At 51.7% G+C, this 19,378-nt stretch carries 19 protein-coding genes; 14 read left to right on the top strand and 5 right to left on the bottom strand.

What is annotated here, in order from left to right; translation table 11 throughout:
* Window positions 1-26 precede the first annotated feature (26 nt).
* Complete coding sequence (locus tag AC5E51_RS00345) at window positions 27-1,145, bottom strand: DUF3530 family protein (RefSeq protein ID WP_297530374.1); 1,119 nt, start codon at window positions 1,143-1,145, stop codon at window positions 27-29.
* A 141-nt stretch (window positions 1,146-1,286) separates the two neighbouring features.
* Between AC5E51_RS00345 and rpe the strand changes: the two genes are divergently transcribed.
* The 5 genes from rpe to cmoB are packed head-to-tail and all read left to right on the top strand — an operon-like array spanning window position 1,287 to window position 6,049.
* Window positions 1,287-1,961 (top strand): ribulose-phosphate 3-epimerase, encoded by a 675-nt coding sequence (gene rpe / locus AC5E51_RS00350; protein ID WP_297530372.1) that lies wholly within the window; start codon window positions 1,287-1,289, stop codon window positions 1,959-1,961.
* A 3-nt stretch (window positions 1,962-1,964) separates the two neighbouring features.
* On the top strand, window positions 1,965-2,654 hold the full coding sequence (locus AC5E51_RS00355; protein WP_297530370.1) for a phosphoglycolate phosphatase: 690 nt from the start codon (window positions 1,965-1,967) through the stop codon (window positions 2,652-2,654).
* A 7-nt stretch (window positions 2,655-2,661) separates the two neighbouring features.
* Entirely contained in the window at window positions 2,662-4,299 is a 1,638-nt protein-coding gene (locus tag AC5E51_RS00360) for a DNA recombination protein RmuC (protein ID WP_491777916.1), read from the top strand.
* The gene (cmoA, locus tag AC5E51_RS00365) at window positions 4,296-5,021 is read left to right on the top strand and encodes a carboxy-S-adenosyl-L-methionine synthase CmoA (protein WP_491777917.1); all 726 of its coding nucleotides are present in this window, start codon (window positions 4,296-4,298) and stop codon (window positions 5,019-5,021) included. The genes AC5E51_RS00360 and cmoA overlap by 4 nt, the downstream gene beginning before the upstream one ends.
* 23 nt (window positions 5,022-5,044) lie before the next feature.
* Complete coding sequence (cmoB, locus tag AC5E51_RS00370) at window positions 5,045-6,049, top strand: tRNA 5-methoxyuridine(34)/uridine 5-oxyacetic acid(34) synthase CmoB (protein WP_491777918.1); 1,005 nt, start codon at window positions 5,045-5,047, stop codon at window positions 6,047-6,049.
* A gap of 15 nt (window positions 6,050-6,064) precedes the next feature.
* Here the strand turns inward: cmoB and AC5E51_RS00375 are convergent, their stop codons facing one another.
* Window positions 6,065-6,547: a LabA-like NYN domain-containing protein gene (locus AC5E51_RS00375; protein ID WP_491777919.1), complete on the bottom strand. Its 483-nt coding sequence runs from the start codon at window positions 6,545-6,547 to the stop codon at window positions 6,065-6,067.
* A 38-nt stretch (window positions 6,548-6,585) separates the two neighbouring features.
* The gene (locus tag AC5E51_RS00380) at window positions 6,586-6,870 is read right to left on the bottom strand and encodes a DUF2061 domain-containing protein (RefSeq protein WP_491777920.1); all 285 of its coding nucleotides are present in this window, start codon (window positions 6,868-6,870) and stop codon (window positions 6,586-6,588) included.
* A 118-nt stretch (window positions 6,871-6,988) separates the two neighbouring features.
* Between AC5E51_RS00380 and AC5E51_RS00385 the strand changes: the two genes are divergently transcribed.
* The 4 genes from AC5E51_RS00385 to AC5E51_RS00400 are packed head-to-tail and all read left to right on the top strand — an operon-like array spanning window position 6,989 to window position 10,505.
* Complete coding sequence (locus AC5E51_RS00385; RefSeq protein ID WP_301388848.1) at window positions 6,989-7,453, top strand: hypothetical protein; 465 nt, start codon at window positions 6,989-6,991, stop codon at window positions 7,451-7,453.
* 26 nt (window positions 7,454-7,479) lie between these two features.
* Entirely contained in the window at window positions 7,480-8,133 is a 654-nt protein-coding gene (locus AC5E51_RS00390; protein WP_301388847.1) for a PspA/IM30 family protein, read from the top strand.
* Entirely contained in the window at window positions 8,134-8,787 is a 654-nt protein-coding gene (locus tag AC5E51_RS00395; RefSeq protein WP_301377078.1) for a YqiJ family protein, read from the top strand.
* Between the two features lie 35 nt (window positions 8,788-8,822).
* A complete protein-coding gene (locus tag AC5E51_RS00400) occupies window positions 8,823-10,505 on the top strand; it encodes a flotillin family protein (protein WP_491777921.1) in 1,683 nt (560 codons plus the stop codon).
* 103 nt (window positions 10,506-10,608) lie between these two features.
* Here the strand turns inward: AC5E51_RS00400 and AC5E51_RS00405 are convergent, their stop codons facing one another.
* Window positions 10,609-11,592 (bottom strand): tRNA dihydrouridine synthase, encoded by a 984-nt coding sequence (locus AC5E51_RS00405; protein ID WP_488046569.1) that lies wholly within the window; start codon window positions 11,590-11,592, stop codon window positions 10,609-10,611.
* Between the two features lie 230 nt (window positions 11,593-11,822).
* On the opposite strand from AC5E51_RS00405, the gene AC5E51_RS00410 reads away from it, so the two are divergent.
* The 4 genes from AC5E51_RS00410 (at window position 11,823) to AC5E51_RS00425 (ending at window position 15,874) form a co-directional block, all read left to right on the top strand.
* Window positions 11,823-12,071, top strand: coding sequence for an OadG family protein (locus AC5E51_RS00410; RefSeq protein ID WP_076513536.1), 249 nt, complete (start codon window positions 11,823-11,825; stop codon window positions 12,069-12,071).
* Between the two features lie 63 nt (window positions 12,072-12,134).
* Window positions 12,135-13,916 (top strand): sodium-extruding oxaloacetate decarboxylase subunit alpha, encoded by a 1,782-nt coding sequence (gene oadA, locus AC5E51_RS00415; RefSeq protein ID WP_068443227.1) that lies wholly within the window; start codon window positions 12,135-12,137, stop codon window positions 13,914-13,916.
* A 13-nt stretch (window positions 13,917-13,929) separates the two neighbouring features.
* The gene (locus AC5E51_RS00420) at window positions 13,930-15,231 is read left to right on the top strand and encodes a sodium ion-translocating decarboxylase subunit beta (protein WP_491777922.1); all 1,302 of its coding nucleotides are present in this window, start codon (window positions 13,930-13,932) and stop codon (window positions 15,229-15,231) included.
* A 151-nt stretch (window positions 15,232-15,382) separates the two neighbouring features.
* Window positions 15,383-15,874 (top strand): MgtC/SapB family protein, encoded by a 492-nt coding sequence (locus AC5E51_RS00425; protein WP_491777923.1) that lies wholly within the window; start codon window positions 15,383-15,385, stop codon window positions 15,872-15,874.
* Between the two features lie 96 nt (window positions 15,875-15,970).
* Here the strand turns inward: AC5E51_RS00425 and mqo are convergent, their stop codons facing one another.
* Complete coding sequence (gene mqo, locus AC5E51_RS00430; RefSeq protein WP_488046567.1) at window positions 15,971-17,452, bottom strand: malate dehydrogenase (quinone); 1,482 nt, start codon at window positions 17,450-17,452, stop codon at window positions 15,971-15,973.
* Between the two features lie 451 nt (window positions 17,453-17,903).
* Here mqo and gtfA point away from each other — a divergent pair, with 451 nt between their 5' ends.
* Window positions 17,904-19,346, top strand: coding sequence for a sucrose phosphorylase (gtfA, locus tag AC5E51_RS00435; RefSeq protein WP_301377068.1), 1,443 nt, complete (start codon window positions 17,904-17,906; stop codon window positions 19,344-19,346).
* Window positions 19,347-19,378 lie beyond the last annotated feature (32 nt).

Genomic DNA, 19,378 nt, shown 5'->3' on the forward strand with positions numbered 1-19,378 from the left:
CCACTAAGCTTAGAATAGATTCTGAATTAGGGTAGTTCTGTGCCTGCAGCATTCGTTCGCAGCCAGCCTCTTATCCTGCGTAGTACGGTATTGCTGTCGGCAGAGGCACTGCTGAGATGAATTTGTTGATATTGGTCGCGGTGACGACGCTTCATAGCGCCCATTCGCTGTTTGTCCTGCCATGAAGAGGTTCTCGCTTCTGCGGTAATAATATCGAGCACGGGGACTTCCAGCGTTTCCAGAACCTGAGACAGACGAAGTGGGCTTAATGGATGTTCCCTCGGGTCCACGAGAACTAATACAAGGCCATTCGAGTTTTCGGTCTCCCGCTGTCGTGCCTGTACGGTATTCGCAGCCCACACGGCACTGTCACCATGAGCGATAACGACGTTGTTCAGCTGGCCGCGGCTGGCCAGATAACCCAGGCCGGAGCGGATACGTTCGCTGATTCCCTCACTGTAGGCTTTGCGCTTCTCTTCAGCAGTCAGCCCTGAGGTGGTTTCAGCGGCAGGCGTATTGTCTTGGGTAGCAAGGCTTTCGGCCGGCTCCTGATCTGGCTCAGCATCGGGTTCTTGTGCAGTTTCTTCTGTGTTTTCTTCAGTGCTGTCCTCTTCAGAGGGCGGAGCCTCGGGCTCTGTGGATTTCCGCATAGGCAGCCGTTCAACCGGAGCGCTCGGTAACTCAATCGCTAGGGTGGTCCAGCCATAGTCGGTCAGTGTCTCCCGCAGGGGGGCTACCAGTTCAGGCCAGTGAGCGTGTTGTTCGATGTCGTGAAGTATCAGCGCTCCGCCCTGGGGGCTACCGCTTTGTTCCCGTAGGAATAGTCCATGAAAAGAGTCGGGGCCGGCGACAAGGGTCACAACTTCATCTGATCGTTGAAACAGTGCCAGATGCTCTATGATGCTCTGATGTCGCTCTGAATCGGGGTAAGGGAGCGCCCGGACAGGTGCCACGGGGGCGGGGCTCCCGGACTCCTCCATTGCTTGTTCTTCAGTCTCCTCTGACTGAGTACTTTCATTCTCGTCTTCTTCACTGAGTGCCGGCAACGAGACGGCAATCACGAGCAGTAAGGGGGCAAACCAGGTGGCAAAAAATGTAGCAAACATTGGTTTCATAGCGTCAGAAATATCGCGAATCAGGGACATAGGTGAACAGCAGCAAGAACCGTTCCCCAATACAGAATGGCACAGGGAGCAGAATGGCACAGGAAATGGCCTGGTAAATGGCATAGGAGAGGGAGAGCACGTACAATACCGCCAAACTCACTGCCCCCGGAATCCAAGCCCATGAAGGAATGTCTGATTGCCCCGTCTATCCTGTCCGCCGACTTTGCCCGCTTAGGCGAAGAAGTCGACAACGTACTGGCAGCCGGTGCCGATGTCGTTCATTTCGATGTGATGGATAACCACTACGTGCCGAATCTTACGATTGGCCCTATGGTGTGTAAGGCTCTGCGAAATCACGGCGTGACCGCGCCCATTGATGTTCACCTGATGGTCAGCCCGGTTGATCGCATGATCGCGGATTTCGCCGAAGCGGGAGCGACCTACATCACCTTCCACCCTGAAGCCTCTGATCATATTGACCGCAGCCTGCAGCTGATTAAATCAGCCGGCTGTAAAGCGGGTCTGGTATTTAACCCGGCAACGCCGTTGCATTATATGGACTACGTCATGGACAAGCTCGATGTTGTCTTGCTGATGTCAGTTAACCCAGGGTTTGGTGGTCAGTCTTTTATTCCAGCGACGCTGGACAAGTTGCGCGAAGCACGTAAAAAGATTGACGAGTCAGGCTATGACATCCGCCTCGAGATCGACGGTGGTGTGAAGGTCGACAATATTGGTGAGATATACGCTGCTGGGGCGGATATGTTCGTTGCGGGTTCTGCGATCTTTAATGCACGAGATTATAAAACCGTCATTGACGACATGCGTGCGGAAATCGCCAAAGCGGGCAGCTGATCCATGTTCAATGCAGACGTCTGCGCACTGACAGGTGATGGTCAGCCGCAGCTGGTACTGCTCGATCTGGATGGCACGCTGATCGACAGCGTACCTGATCTGGCAGCAGCAACCGACAAGATGCTGGTGGCACTGGGTCGTAAGGCAGCGGGCCCACAACAGGTTGCGCATTGGGTAGGTAACGGTGCTGATATGTTGGTGCGCCGTGCGCTCGCAGAAGGAAACGAAGACGCCGCATTAGCGCTTGATGCTGATGAGGTGTCGTTGGCGCGGCAGCATTTCGATGACGCGTATCTGGCGTGTCTTCATCACGCGACCGGCGCGTTTGCCGGTGTGGATACGTTTCTGCAGACCATCGAAGCCAGAAAAGTATTGGTGACGAATAAACCGCGTCTGTTTACTGAGCCCCTGATTCGTTCTCTGGGTTGGCAAACTTACTTTGCTTTTCTGCTTTGCGGCGATGACCTCGCTGAAAAGAAACCATCGCCTGTTCCGGTTCTGCATGCCTGTAAAGAAACGGGAATTAAGCCTTCTCAAACCATCATGATTGGTGACTCCCGCCATGATATTGCCGCAGCGAAAGCGGCAGGCGTTGCGACGGTCGCGGTGACCTACGGGTACAATCATGGCGACGATATCCGTAACAGCGCTCCGGATCTGGTGGTCGACTCATTGAGCGAATTACTTGTTTAGGTAAATCATGACCGAATCTCTCCAATTTCTTTCAGATTCACCGTTACTCGCTGCATTAATAGCGGCTTTTGTTCCTGCTACATTTGCTTTGGGCTGGTTGTTGCGTGAGCGTAAAGCAGCGTCAGACAAAGAAGCGTCAGCGCTGCAGGTTCAGCAACTGACGGCGGACGCAGAGCGCCTGCGCGAAGAAAAGTCCGTGCTGGCTGATCAGCTCAATGCTGAACGGTCGGCGCGTCAGGAAGCAGAAGCCCGTGCCAGTGATTCCGGGCTGGCGCTGGCCAGAGAGCAGGAAAAGCTGTCTGCACTATCGCGTCAGGAACAGCTACTTGAGAAACGACTGGCAGAGCTGGATTCAAAATCGGCACAGCTGCAAGTTCAGCTAAGTGATGTTCAGTCGCGGCTGGCGACCGAACAGGAGGCCCGACAGCAGGAGCAGCGCAGCGCCGATGAAAAGCTTGCGGTTATTAATGAGTCACGTGAGCAGCTGCTTAAAGAGTTTGAAAACCTGTCACAAAAAATCTTTGAGCAGAAAACCAAGCAGTTCAGTGAGCAGAGCCAGCAGGGCATTAATGCCTTGTTGAATCCTTTCCGCGAACAGCTCGACGGACTGAAGAAAAAAGTAGAAGACGTGTATGTATCCGATGCCAAAGACCGTGCGTCCTTGCAGGCCCAGATCGGTGAGCTGCATAAATTGAATCAACAGATGAGTGCAGAGGCGCACGCTCTGACAACCGCTTTGCGCGGTGAAAAGAAAAAGCAGGGTAACTGGGGCGAGCTTGTACTGGAAACGGTTCTGGAAAAATCCGGATTACGTGAAGGCGAAGAGTTTGTTCGTGAGCAGTCACTCAATGACGACCAGGGTAAGCGCTATCGCCCGGATGTCATTATTAATCTACCGGACGACAAACACATTATTGTCGATTCTAAAGTCTCGCTGAATGCCTATACCGATATGGTCAATGCCGAAACGGACGCCGAGCGTTCGCAGTATGCGCGCCAACATGTTGAAGCCATCCGACAGCATATTCGTACTCTGAGCGACAAAGCCTATCAACAGCTCGAAGGCCTGAACTCACCGGATTTTGTGTTTCTCTTTATGCCGGTAGAGCCTGCGTTTATGGCTGCGTTCGAGCAGGACGACACTCTGTTTAACGAAGCGTTTGAGCGTCGGATTGTTGTGGTGACACCAACGACTTTGCTGGCAACTTTGCGTACAGTAGCCAGTATCTGGGCCATTGAGCGACGTAACAAAAGCACCGAAAAACTCGCCGACCAGGCCGGTAAGATTTATGACAAGCTGGTGATTGTTGCTGAGCGGATGGAAACCATGGGACGTCAGATCAACACGGTTCAGAGCACCTACGACGACACCTGGAAAGCACTCAAAGGCGGACGCGGAAACCTGATTAATCAGGCGGACCAGTTCCGTAAGCTGGGCGTCCGGGCTAAGAAGGAAATGGCAAAATCACTGGTAGAAGAAGCAAATGCTGAACATGAGTTGCATGAGGCTCAGGCTTTAGAGTCGACTAAATCAGAGTTTAAAGAGTCAGGTCGTCAGTCTGGTTCTGGTTCTGGTTCTGGTTCTGGAGAGGAGAACTTCTCCCTGACTTCGGCACCTTCAGAGAAGGAGACGTCAGACTCATGAGCGAAAGAGACGATATTTATACCCGGCCGCATGAAGCGGTAGCCGACTTTGAGTTTAACAGCGCTGTCGCCCGCGTGTTCCCGGATATGATCAAACGCTCGGTGCCCGGATACGCTGAGACCGTAGCGATGTCGGGCATTATTGCAGCGCGCTATGCACAGCCGGGGACGAACTTATATGACCTGGGCTGTTCTCTCGGTGCGGTGACTCTGGCCATGCGCCATGCACTTAAGAACGGTGATTGCAGAATCATCGGTATTGATAACTCACAGTCTATGCTGGAACGCGCTGGGCACTACCTCGCTCTGGACGATGATGGTCCAGAGGTTGATCTGGTCTGCGCCGATATTTGTGATTATCCGATAGAAAATGCTTCCGTCACTGCACTCAATTTTGTTCTTCAATTTATAGAACCTGAGAAGCGTCTGAGTCTTCTCTCGCGTATTGCAGAGGCTACCTGTGACGGTGGCGCACTTATTCTTTCTGAAAAAATAGCATTTTCAGACAGTGAGCAGAGCATTCAGGATACTCTGCACCATGACTTTAAGCGTGCTAACGGCTATTCGGATCTTGAGATAGCACAGAAGCGCAGTGCTATCGAAAACGTACTGATTCCTGAAACTGAAGACGTGCACCGTGACCGTCTTAAAGCAGCTGGTTTCTCTCAGGTGATCCGCTGGTATCAGTGTTTTAATTTTGTTTCTTACCTTGCTGTTAAATAAATAGCTAAATAAATTGATAAAAAATGACTGCTCCCAACAACTCTTTGCTGCCATGGTTTGATGATGTTCACGCGTTTCTCTGCGAAGGGAAATTCAGCCCATGGGGCAATATTCTGCGGGAACAGTTACAGACGTTTCTTCATGATAAAGAACACGGCGACCAGGCAAGATGGCTGGAGGCGCTTGATAGCCTCCCAGCGATTACACCAGACGCGTGTGACCTCACATCCTATGATCTTGCGTTGACCAAAACACAGCTTGATGATGCACAGCGCGATGCTGTGGAGCAGGGGTTGCGCGGCCTGATGCCGTGGCGCAAAGGCCCGTTCCGATTTTTCGATACCTATGTTGATACGGAGTGGCGTTCTGACTGGAAATGGGATCGTGTTGCTCCGCACCTTGCACCTTTAAAAGGGCGCAATATTCTCGATGTCGGTTGTGGTTCTGGCTACCACATGTGGCGCATGCTGGGTGGCGGTGCCGCGCGGGTGGTTGGTATTGATCCATCACGCCTGTTTTTAATGCAGTTTCAGGCGTACAAACGCTACGCAGAACGTACCCATGGGGCGTTAAACATCGATCTTCTGCCGTTGCGCATGGAAGACGTTCCACCGCGTTTACGCGCCTTTGATACCACCTTCTCTATGGGGGTGCTGTATCACCGGAAATCCCCGATTGATCACTTGCAGGAATTACGGGATACATTGCGCCCGGGTGGCCAACTGGTACTCGAAACTCTGGTGATAGATGGTGAGCTGGGTGAAGTTCTGATGCCCGAAGATCGGTATGCCATGATGCGTAATGTCTGGTTTTTGCCTTCAGTGGAAACACTGCTTTTATGGTGTCGTCGCGCGGGCTTAAAGAACCCCAGAGTGGTTGATTTGAATCAGACGTCTCTGGAAGAGCAACGTAGCACTGACTGGATGCGCTTTAATTCGCTGCCTGATTTTCTTGATCCGGAAGATCGTAATAAAACTGCGGAAGGCTACCCGGCCCCACTGAGAGTGGTCGTTCTGGCTGAGAGTTAAACCCGGTTTTACTCATTACCTTGAAGGTAACAGGTGCGCCTCTGTAATGGGGATAAACCGGTCTGCGGCGTCGATCAGAGACTTTGCCGTCAGAGCCTCCACTCCGACAACCCAGCATTGCGCACCGTCTCTTCGGGCACGTTCCAGCGCCAGATCAAAATCTCCGTCACCAGATAACAGCACGATGATATCCGATGACGGAGCGGCATCCACCAGGTCGATGGTGATGCCGACGTCCCAGTCGCCTTTGGCTGAGCCGTCGCGTCGTTGAATATAAGGCTTCAATCTGACATGAAAGCCCATGTCTTTCAGGATGCGCTGGAAGTTCATCTGCCCGGCATCGCCACGATCAATCGCATACGCGACGGCGGTATGTAGTTCACGTTCCTTGGTCAGCTCATCCCACAAGGCCCGGTAATTAAAGTGACGCCCGAATTCCTGCCGGCAGGTGTAATAAATGTTCTGTACGTCTGCAAACAAGGAAATGCTGGGTGTCATCTGAAGGCCATGGTTAACGATTACGGATAGTCAGGGTATCAGGCTTTGACCATAGCAGCCGCATTACGGTCGACATCAAAGGCCTGAGCCGCGATGTGACGGCGAGCCCATATCTTCTCGTGGAAGTAATATCCGACCGTGTTAATGGCGGGCTCCACGATAGCGATTGCCCCACCAACAATAAAGCTACCACTCAAGGCGTAGGCCACAGAAAAGGCAATGGCGAAGTGCATAATGGCAAAGCTGATAGTCTTAGTCATGAGGCTGATCTCGCTGTAGGTTGCTTTAAGAACTTTAGAATAGCACTTGAGAATCATTATCATATTTGATCTTATCCATTATCCCGATAGGTGTTCGCTATCACGAAAGTGCTTGACCGATACCTCTAAGGGTGTATACATTTGTATGCAAACAAGGAAAGCCAACCTCAAGGAGAGTAGGGTGCTCAATAAATCCCAATCCATCAGCGTCAGACTGTCTCCGGAAGATTACGCGTATCTTATGCGTATTGAGCAAAATGGTGCTGTCACCCAGAGTGAAAAAGTACGCGAGCTTATTCGTATGGCTCGGGAGCAGGTCGGCTCCGAAAGTTTTACCCGAGCCTATTTGTCGTCTTCAGAAGTAGCAGCGCCCATCCTTGCAGAATGTAAATCTGACCCTGAATCACGCAGTGATGTTTGTGAAGCCCTGCTCGCTGGGGTAGCAGAGACCGCAGCTTGCGTACAGGCCACGATGCGTGATGATGCCTTTCTGAGAAACCTGGAGCAGAGATTACTCCCTGTAGCTGAGCAATTGGTTAAGCAACTGCTACCTGCTCTGATATCTGAACATGCTAATCGTCTTGAAGACGTCGATGTCGACCGTAAACAGCGGCTTCTTCATTTGATTGAAACTCTGACTGAATAGATTAACGACACACTGAGGAATACATTATGCCGGAAGGATACATCGCAAGAATCGGGCGCCTGGTAGCAGCATCCGCGAATACCCTGATCGATTCGTTGGAGAATGTCGCACCCGTTATGGTAATGGAGCAGACGATCCGCGAAATTGACGAAGCCATTGAAGAAGTCAGGCAGCAGCTAGGCAAGACAGAAGCGGCCCGTTATCTCAGCAGCCAGTCTCTGAATAAAGATAACGCCCGCCATGTTGAGCTTCAGGAGCAGATTGAAATTGCCGTCAACGAAGGTCGCGATGACCTTGCAGAAGCAGCGATCGCTCGTCAGATGGACATAGAGGCCATGCTTCCGGTGGTTGAGAAATCAATTACTGATGCCGATGCTGAAATTGTTGAACTGAATTCTTACATTCAGGCTCTGCAGGCGAAAAAGCGTGAAATGGAAGAAGCGAAGGAAGAGTACCGGAAAGCAGAAGCGCAGGCTTCTGGTGAACCCGGTGTTCCAGGTAGTAGCGAACCCTCCCGCCGTGTAGAGAAAGCTACGGCAGCGTTTAACCGTGTGATGAATAATGCCGGTGCACCGGGCGTCAGTGGAAATCAGGATGCTGCTAAGTTAGCCGAGCTGGAATCACTGTCGCGCAGTAACCGTATTAAAGAACGTCTAGCACGTATTAAGTCGGAATCGTAAATGGAATTTCTGCTCGCCGATAATAATTTCCCGTTCAGTGTCGCTTTGATGCTGATGCTGATTATTGCTCTGACTGAAGGCGTGTTGACGGTCATCGGTGCGGGTATGTCCGAAGCGATAGACAGTCTGCTTCCCGATGTTGAGTTTGATATTGACGGGAATATCAGTTCGGGAGGGGTACTGACCAGTTTTCTTGGCTGGATTCGTTTCGGGCAGGTCCCTGCGTTAGTACTTCTGGTTATCTTTCTCGCTACTTTTGGGCTTGCCGGGTTGGTTCTTCAGTCAGTTCTCGAAAGTATCCTGGGCTTTACGTTACCCGCATTAATTGCTTCGCCCCTGGCAGTCGTTGCTGCGCTGCCAATGGTGCGTGGATGTAATGGAGTATTAGCGAAAGTCGTTTTCAAAGACGAGACGGAATCTATTTCCTCCAGCACCTTTGTGGGTCGCGTTGCGGTCATCACCATAGGTGAAGCTCGTCAGAATTCCCCGGCGGAAGCCCGTTTTAAGGATCGTCACGGCACTACGCATTACGTCATGGTCGAGCCAATGGAAGACGTTGTTTTTAAACAGGGCGACAAGGTACTCCTGGTCGAGTCTGCTGGGGCGACGTTTAAAGTGATAGAACCTGCTAACCCGAATCTGGGGCAGGTATAAATATTAGTGAATCCCTCATAAGGAATTGAAGAAAAATGAGTAATCTTGGTTCAATTATTTTTATTTCAGTCGTGCTGTTTGTTGCGCTGCTGGTGGTCGGTATTATTTTTTCCCGGTTATATACCCGAGCGTCTAAAGAACGGTCTTTTGTTCGTACCGGTATGGGCGGGCAGAAAGTAATTCTCAATGGTGGGGCAATGGTATTACCGGTACTTCATGAAGTGATTCCGGTAAATATGAATACCTTGCGCCTGGCTGTATCCCGCAAGGAACAGCAGGCACTGATTACTAAAGATCGTATGCGTGTTGATGTTCTGGCTGAATTCTATCTGCGTGTAAAGCCAGAGAATGATGCGATCGCAAACGCCGCTCAGACACTGGGTGCGCGCACGCTTGACCCTGAAGCTCTGAAAGAAATGATCGAGGGTAAATTTGTTGATGCTCTACGCTCCGTAGCAGCTGAAATGGAAATGGCAGAGCTGCACGAACAGCGCAGCCAGTTCGTTCAGAAAGTGCAGCAGGTCGTGAGTGAAGACCTGTTAAAGAATGGTCTGGAGCTCGAGTCTGTATCGCTCACAGGGCTGGACCAGACTCCGCGTGAATTCTTCCAGCAGGACAACGTGTTCGATGCCGAAGGTCTTTCGAGAATGACCCGCTCCATTGAAGCACGTCGTAAAGAGGTGAACGATGTAGAGCAGGAGACCAGAGTTCAGATTGAAACCAAGAACCTGGAAGCCGAACGCCAGCGTCTCGAAATTCAGCGTGAAGTCCGTTATGCACAGATGGATCAACAGCGCGAAATTGAGAATCGCGAAGCACAGCAGCAAGCGGATATCGCAAAAGAAAGAGCAGACAAAGAACGTACCGCAATGCAGGCTGAGATCATTGCAAAGCGTGAAGTCGATGAATCCCGTATTGAAGCGGATCAAACCACTCGTCTGCTGGAAATTGAGAAAGAGCGTCGCCTCCGTGAGCAGGAAATTGAGCGTGAACGCCAACTGGAAGAGCGCGAAATTGAGAAACAGAAATCTCTGGAAATTGCTCAGCAGGAACGTGCGATCGCCGTTGCTCAGAAATCGAAAGAGCAGTCGTTGGCTGATCAGGAAGCTAACGTAGCGCGCTCAGAAGCAGTAAAAGCGGAAGAGAAAGTAATGACTGCGAAGCAGGTAGAAATTGCAGAGCGTGAAAAAGAGATCGAACTGATCGAAGCTAAGAAAGAAGCTGAACGCCAGGCGACGGGTGTGAAAGTATCAGCCGAAGCTGAGAAGTTTGCAGCCGAAGACAAAGCTGAGGCGCTGCGCTTGCAGGCACAGGCTGAAGCAGATGCGATTCGCGTCCGGGTTGAAGCTGACCGTGAGAAATACATTGTAGATGCAGAAGGTCAGCGTGCAATGAATGAGGCTTTGAACAGCCTCAGCGAAGCACAGATTGCACTTAAGCGCGTATTGAGCCTGCACGAGAGTCTGCCAATGATTATCCGTGAGAGCGTCAAGCCTCTGGAGAATATCGACGGTATGAAGATCGTATCAATCGATGGGCTCAGTGGTTTGGGCGAGGGGGGCCACAAAGGTATTCTGAGCGCAGACAAAGAAGCCGGACAAAGCTTGCCTGAGGCTTTGGTCGATAGTGCCCTGAAGCATCGCGCCATGGCACCTTTGGTTGATTCACTGTTAAAAGAAGCTGGCGTGAATGATCTGACGGCAGATCTGAATTCCTGATTTTTATCCTGTTAATTGACCTGCCAACTGGCCTGCGTTGGCAGGTCAGTTGGCTGGATAGTCGGCATGGTCATTGAGCGTGCCGTTAAGTGGATACTGCCCTCTACAAGCCTGACTCGGATGCCTGTTTTATCTTACTGAAAAATGCTTCTCTCGAGCGTTCGCGCTTTACTGTATCGAAGACGGATTTAATCGTCTCTGAATGCATCGAAAAATAGTGCAGCCATTGCTTCAGCCTGTCCGTGAGCTGCTTATCGGTTAAGTGTTCCAGGGATTCTGCTAGTTTCTCCAGCAATCCAAGGTGTTGCTGCCATGTCATGGGCTCATAGCCGGGTTCTTTAATCACCCGCGCCAGATCAGGCGTGGCGACCAGACCCCGTCCAATCATCAGGAGATCAGATTTACTTTCCTGTTGGCATTGTTGTGCCTGCTCAGGCGTCCAGATTTCACCATTGGCGAGTACCGGAATATCAACCACTTGCTTGATGTCGGCAATCCATTTCCAGTAAGCCGGTGGCTTATACCCTTCTGTTTTCGTCCGGGCGTGCACCGTTAACCATTGAATTCCTCCCGAGGCGAGTGCAGATGCATTCTCAAGTGCGAGGCTCTTATCTTTAAAACCGAGGCGCATTTTAGCGCTGACAGGGATGTGCGCTGGTACCGCATCGCGAACTGCACTGGCGATACGGTTGAGAAGGTCTGGATACTGCAGTAACACAGCGCCACCCTGGCTGCGGTTCACAGTCTTTGCCGGGCAACCAAAATTCAGGTCAATGGCAAGGGCACCCAGCTCAGCAGCTTTTGCAGCATTGCCTGCCATGAGTTCAGGGTCGCTGCCGAGCAGCTGCACGTGGACTGGTGTGCCTGCGAGGGTGCGCCCGCCGTTGTGTAATTCGGGGCAGAGACGATAGAACACTTTCGATGGAAACACCTGTTGCGTCACCCGGATGAACTCTGTGACGCAGTGATCAATGCCGCCTACGGCGGTCAGCAGCTCCCGGAATGTTCCATCCATCAGGCCTTCCATCGGCGCCAGAGCAATATAAGGGCGATGAGTATCTGTGAAAGGCAGGGTTCCGGTAAACATTGATCTGTCTCGGGGAAAGTGTTGTTGAGTGGCGCGCGAGTATACGCGAGCTGTCAGCGCATATGCTACCGCCGACCAGTGCATGAGCGGCCTGTGGCCGTTTTAGGCGGTTGCTTTGGCTGGTCAAGTTAAGTACTCTAGCGCAGCTTGCCGGACTCCGTGGCAGGACGTTTTGTGTCTGCCAGACGGATACGGAGAGATCCACAGAGACCAATTTGAGGAGCGCCTGCATGGCTGAGCCAAGCATCGTATCACAAGGTCTGGAGCTGATGATTTTCGGTATGGGCGTCGTATTTGTCTTTCTGACAATGCTGGTGTTCGTTACTGGAGCCATGTCCAGAATTGTGAACAAAATTGCTCCTGAGGTAGAAGTGCCAGCGGCTAAACCAGCCCCAGCGCCACAGACCACAGGGGTGGATCCGCAGTTGTTAAAAGTATTATCTGCGGCAGTAAAAGAGCATCGTGCCCGCCAAAAGTAAGGCGCGATATAAGAAGAACTCAACGTTAATTAACAACGTTTACGGAAGAAAAGGCCATCATCCATGACCGATTCTAAGAAACCATTAGGTATTACCGACGTCGTCCTGCGTGATGCTCACCAGTCTATTCTGGCGACCCGCATGCGTATCGATGACATGCTCCCTATTGCTGAAAAACTCGACCAGGTTGGTTATTGGTCACTTGAGTCCTGGGGCGGCGCAACATTTGACTCCTGCATCCGCTTCCTCGGTGAAGATCCATGGGATCGTATCCGCGAATTCAAGAAAGCAATGCCAAAGACCAAGCATCAGATGCTGCTGCGTGGTCAGAACCTGCTTGGCTACCGTCATTACGCTGACGACGTGGTTGAAAAGTTTGTAGAGCGTGCGGCTACCAATGGCGTAGACGTTTTCCGTGTGTTCGACGCAATGAACGACCCGCGCAACCTTGAGACAGCATTGAAAGCTGTTAAGAAACAAGGCAAGCATGCGCAGGGTACGCTGTCTTACACCACCAGTCCGGTGCACACTCTGGATTCCTGGATTGATCTGGCAAAACAGATCGAAGATATGGGTGCTGATTCCATCGCCATTAAAGATATGGCCGGCATCCTGACGCCGTACCAGGCTTACGAGCTGGTATCTCGTCTGAAGTCACAGACTGACCTTGAAGTTCAGCTGCACGCACACGCGACAGCGGGTATGTCTGACATGACCATTCTGAAAGCGATCGAAGCGGGTATTGACCGCGTTGATACTGCGATCTCTTCTATGTCGATGACCTACGGCCACACGGCAACAGAATCTGTTGTTGCTGCATTGGCGGGTACGGATCGCGACACAGGGCTGGATCTGTTGCTGATCGAAGAAATTGCTGCTTACTTCCGCGACGTTCGTAAGAAGTACGCTAAGTTTGAAGGCGCACTGCGCGGCACTGACAGCCGTATCCTCGTTGCTCAGGTGCCAGGTGGCATGCTGACCAACATGGAGAACCAGCTGCGCGAGCAGGGTGCGTCTGACAAGTTCGACGACGTTCTGAAAGAAATTCCACGCGTTCGTGAAGACCTGGGGCATATCCCTCTGGTTACTCCAACGTCTCAGATTGTTGGTACTCAGGCAGTACTCAACGTTCTGACAGGCGAGCGTTATAAGTCTATCTCGAAAGAGACTCAGGGTATCCTGAAAGGCGAATACGGTGCGGCTCCTGCGGCAATGAACGCTGAGCTTCAGGCTCGTGTTCTGGATGGCAAAGAAGCCATCACCTGTCGTCCGGCTGATCTGATCGAAAACGAACTCGATAAAGTGATCGCTGATGTCGATAAGCTTGCAGCAGAGAAAGGTATCGAGCTGTCTGCCGACAAGATCGACGATGCACTGACCTACGCTATGTTCCCTCAGATTGCGCCTAAGTTCCTTGAGAACCGCAATAACCCAGACGCGTTTGAGCCAGCTCCAAAAGGCGCTGATGAAGACACCTTCACTGTGACTGTTGATGGCAACGAGTACGTTGTTAAAGTTGACGACGGCGGTGACGTGACCGACCTGGCTCCAGTGAATGGAGCGCCGATGTCGTTCGGTGGTGACTCAGGTAACGCTGGTGCTGCGACGTCTTCTCCAGTTGCTGCGGGCGGTGGTGACCCTATCTCTGCTCCACTGGCTGGTAACGTCTGGAAAGTACTGGTTCAGCCAGGCCAGGCTGTGAATGAAGGTGATGTCGTTATCATCCTTGAAGCCATGAAGATGGAAACTGAAGTGCGAGCACCTCGCGCGGGTACCGTCGGCAGTGTGACAGCCACCGAAGGTGCTGCTGTGAAAGTGGGTGACACCCTCTACACACTGGGTTAATGGGAGCTGACTGATGGAAAGTTTACTCCGCCTCTGGAATGACACTGGTATCGCCCACATTGAGGGTGGTCAGGCGTTCATGATGCTGGTTGGCTTCGGTATGCTGTACCTGGCCATCAAGAAAGGTTTTGAACCGCTTCTGCTGCTGCCAATCGCAGTTGGTACTCTGATGGTAAACATCCCGAGTGCTGGCCTGGGTTGGTCTGCGGCTGAAGGTGCAATCCGTTCTGCTGATCCTGCATTGCTTGCTCAGTTCCGCGACCTGTTCGGTCTGGCGGCTGATGCGACTGTGCACAATATACTGGATGCGTATCACAGCGCAGAATCAGCGCTGTACAAGAAGGCGCTCCTGTTGGGTAAAGAAGCTGGTTTTGAAAATGGTATGCTCTACACCTTCTACAGTGTGTCAATCGCCAGCGGCGTTGCGCCTCTGTTGATTTTCATGGGTGTTGGCGCAATGACTGACTTTGGTCCGCTTCTGGCTAACCCGAAAACACTGCTGCTCGGTGCTGCTGCTCAGTTTGGTATCTTTGGTACCGTTGCTGGGGCGGTGCTCCTGACCGACGCTGGTCTGATGGACTTTACCGTTCAGCAGGCCGCTGCGATCGGTATTATCGGTGGTGCAGATGGCCCAACCTCGATCTTTATTGCATCTAAGCTGGCTCCTGAGCTGCTCGGTGCGATTGCGGTTGCTGCGTACTCATACATGGCGCTGGTTCCTCTGATTCAGCCTCCGATTATGAAGGCTCTGACCACAGAAGCTGAGCGTAAGATCCAGATGGAACAGCTGCGTACGGTGACAAAAGGCGAGAAAATCGTCTTCCCGATCGCGGTACTGATTCTGGTTGCACTGTTGCTGCCTTCAGCAGCACCGCTGCTGGGGATGTTCTGCTTCGGTAACCTGATGAAAGAATCTGGTGTTGTTGAGCGTCTGAGCGATACCGCACAGAACGCACTGATCAACATCGTGACCATCTTCCTGGGTCTGTCAGTAGGCTACAAAATGAGCTCTGACGCCTTCCTGAATGGCAGCACTCTGGCGATTATCGTTCTGGGTCTGGTTGCGTTCATGGTAGGTACTGCGGCAGGTGTTCTGATGGCTAAGATCATGAATGCTTTGTCCAAAGATCCAATCAACCCACTCATCGGTTCTGCAGGTGTTTCTGCTGTACCTATGGCGGCACGAGTGTCGAACAAAGTGGGTCTGGAAGCCAATGGCCAGAACTTCCTGCTGATGCATGCGATGGGCCCGAACGTTGCGGGTGTTATCGGTTCAGCAGTTGCGGCAGGTGTGATGATCTCGTTCTTCGGATAAGACTCACAACCCTGCAGTTTAAAAAACGGCACCTTTTAAGGTGCCGTTTTTTTTGCCTGTTGTTTGTACTCAGTACGGTCCAGTAGCTACTCAGAGGAACCTCGTAGTGTGCTTTGCGCTCTCAATGGTGAGAGATTAATGGAGTAGTTACATGACAGAGCTTGAATGGACACAAATGTTAAATCACTTTGTGCACCTTGGGATTGCCTTCTTACTGGCCGTACCGGTCGCTGTAAACCGTGAACTCAGAAGCAAAGGTGTTGGCCTGCGCACGTTTCCTCTGGTGTCTGTGGCGTCCTGTGGGTATATGTTGCTGGCGATGCAGGTTTACAGCGGTTCCGATGCTGAGGCGCGGGTCATGTACGGGCTGATTACAGGGATAGGTTTTATTGGTGGTGGTGCAATACTGAAGAATGGCAGTAATGTTTCAGGCACAGCAACGGCTGCGAGTATCTGGAACACTGGAGCGATTGGCGTATCCGTGGCGTACAGCTATTACGAAATTGCGATTACCCTGTCGCTGATTAACTTTCTTGTTCTGCAGTTTGGTGGTGTGATCAAGCAGGAGACCAGAGCAGTATCCCGAAAGGGTGACGACAGTGGCGCTGAAGAGTCCCAGCGTGCCGCGAAAGAAGGCGAGTAAGGGCGTCGACCTATATCAGAACCGATCAGTTATTTCGACGGGGTGGCGGAAACAAAAAAGCCAGGCAGGCGCCTGGCTTTTTCAGTTACGGGGTGCTTAGTCGCCGATCTTCAGAGTGCTCAGCACTTCTGAACGGATACGACCGAGGAGTTCTGCATCGTTTTTAAGAGACTCGCCGTAAGAAGGAATCATTTCCTTCAGACGCTTATCCCAGCCTGATGCCATCTTCTCAGGGAAGCAACGCTCCAGTACTTCGATCATTGCCTGAACTGCGACGGATGCACCCGGAGATGCGCCAAGAAGAGCGGCCAGAGAGCCGTCTTTGGCTGCAACAAGTTCGGTACCGAACTCAAGCTTACCGCGACCGCTGGCGTCTTTCTTGATGATCTGAACGCGTTGACCGGCACGGGCCAGTGTCCAGTCGCCAGCTTTACAGGCCGGATAGTAACCGCGCAGAGTACCAACGCGCTCTTTATGTGACTGGCGAACTTCGCTGATCAGGTATTTGGTCAGGTCCATATTGTTGAAACCCACATCCATCATCGGCATCAGGTTGCTGACGCTGACCGATTTAAGCAGGTCAAACTTAGAGCCAGACTTCAGGAACTTCATTGTGAAGCCTGCGAATGGGCCGAACAACAGGGCGGGTTCGCCGTTGATAATACGTGTATCCAGGTGGGGTACTGACATAGGTGGCGCACCAATCGCGGCCTTGCCGTATACCTTAGCGCTGTGCTGAGCAACAATTTCAGGATCTTTGCAGACCAGCCACTGGCCAGAGACTGGGAAACCACCATAGCCATCAGCCTCGTCGATACCTGAAGCCTGCAGGAGTGGCAGAGCACCACCACCGGCGCCGAGGAAGACGAAGTTAGCCTGAATGGTTTTCGATTTGCCTGACTTGCGGTCTTTCACGCGAACGTGCCAGCTTCCGTCTTTAGAATGGTCAAAATCGTTGACTTCATGATTCAGGCAAAGAGTGAAGTTGTCGTCGTTCTGGAGGTTCTTGACCATGTTACGGGCCAGTGAACCGAAGTCGACATCCGTGCCGTGAGCAATGCGGGTCGCTGCAACTTTTTCCGAAGGATCGCGATCCTTCATAACGAGCGGCATCCATTGTTCCAGTACAGCTGGATCTTCGGAGTACTCCATCTCTTTGAACAGATGGTGAGCGCTCAGCTTCTCATGACGGCGACGCAGGAACTCAACGTTGTCCTCTCCCCAGACAAAGCTGAGGTGTGGCGTTGTATTGATAAAGTTCTTTGGCTCGGGCAGGCCGCCTTCGCGTACCAGATAGCTCCAGAGCTGAAGTGAAATTTCAAAGTTTGCGTTGATCGACAGTGCCCGGTCGATTTCGACATCGCCATCGGCGGTTTGTGGCGTGTAGTTGAGTTCACAGTACCCAGCGTGTCCGGTGCCAGCGTTGTTCCAGCCGTCTGTACTTTCGTGTGCTACGTGGTCGAGGCGTTCAACCAGGGTAATTTGAAGGGATGGGTCCAGTCTGCGTAGCAGTGTGCCCAGGGTTGCGCTCATTGCACCGCCGCCAACCAGCAGTACGTCGACCTTTTCTGTCGTCATTCGGGAATCGCCTTTAATTCAGATACTCTTTCAATGCAGGCAGAAGACCGGGAGCAAGGGGTGTCCTTTTAAGCCAGCTTCTGATCCGATACAGAACGGGATATCCGTCTGAACCTGCTCGTCTGTATGAAGAGAATAGACCTGAAAATCAGGCCTGGGCCAGTATCGTGTCTGCACTGGCTCTACATAACATATGTCTTTTCATTCGCTCGCGAAAATACCCGAAAACCCTATACGGGTCAATTGGATAGAGACTTTGTCAGGCTTTGACGAGTGGCCCTGAGGCACGCTTCTGAGGCGGGTTTCCGCACCCATTGTCATGCGTTGGAGAGTGTAAGGAACCTTGATCAGCTCCCCCCATCTTAAGAATGACCAGAACGTCGGGCGTAATCGGCCATAGAGGGGTGAATACTCTGTGTCATGCGTTAGGGTGAAATGAGAGGAGGACACTATGTCGTTGAAAAATGCCGTACAACTAATTGCCTATCCAGACCGCATAGGTAAAGACCTGAAAGACCTCGCGGGCTTCATGGAGCAATACCTGAGCACTGCGGTGGGTGGCGTCCACATACTGCCGTTTTACCCGTCGAATGCCGATGCTGGCTTTTCACCGTTAACGCACAAAGAGGTTGATCCGGCGTATGGCGGCTGGGCAGACATTGAGCGGATCGCAGCACAGTTCGATATCTGCGCAGACCTGACAGTGAATCACATCTCTGACGAATCGGAAGAATTTAAAGACTTTCTGCAGAAGAAAGACGAGTCGAAGTACTCTGAGCTATTTGTCCGCGTCGATAAAATGGGCGAATTTTCACCGGATGACATGGCGAAAATTCATATTCGCAAAGAGAAAGAACCCTTCCGTGAGGTCACCTTTGCGGACGGCTCAACAGAGCGTGTCTGGTGTACTTTCACCGAGCAACAGATCGATCTTAATTATGAGGCGGATGCTACTTATGAACTGATGGAAGATTACATCGGTTTTCTCGCTTCAAAAGGTGTAAAACTCTTTCGTCTCGATGCCTTTGGCTACACGACTAAACGCGTGGGTAGTACCTGCTTTCTGGTAGAGCCTGATGTTTACCGTAATCTCGATTGGGTGAACTCCGTTGCGCAGAAACACGGAGCGCGCTGTTTACCCGAAGTTCATGACCACAGCAGCTATCAATACGCTATCAGTCGCCGCGATATGCATCCTTACGGCTTTGCTCTGCCTCCTCTGGTGCTCTTCTCGCTGCTTGATGCCAACAGCGTCTATCTCAAGCACTGGCTACGTATGTGTCCGCGCAATATGGTGACCGTGCTGGATACCCACGATGGTATCTGTATTCCGGATGTTGAAGGTGTGCTGCCGGAAGAGAAAATTGCTGCTTTGATCGATAACCTGCAGCAGCGCAGTGCCGATCCGATTATGCGTAAGTCAGCCGCGAATATTCACAGTGTTGGGGCGATTTACCAGATTACCTGTACTTTCTATGACGCACTGATGCAGAACGACGACGCCTACATTGCAGCGCGGGCGATTCAGTTCTTTACGCCGGGTATTCCCCAGGTCTACTACGTTGGCTTGCTGGCCGGTGTTAATGATGAAGAGCTGATGGAAGAAACTGGCGAGCTACGTGATATTAATCGTCATTATTACAGTCTCGAAGAAGCGAAAGAATCACTCACCAGCCCGGTCGTTAAACGCTTACTGAAGCTGATGGAATTCCGCTCTAACTACCCGGCATTTGATGGCCGATTTGAGCTGCATTCAAGTAATGACAGCAGCGTTCATATGGCGTGGCGTCACGGTGAATACTACTGTGAGGTTTTTGTAGATCTTAACTTTAATACTGCAGTATTAAGCTATCTTGATACGGAGACACTGGAAGAAGTGTCTGTCACCTGCTGATCTCTCTGGATCAGAAATTATTCGTTAAGGTA

The organism is Thalassolituus sp., from assembly GCF_984348125.1.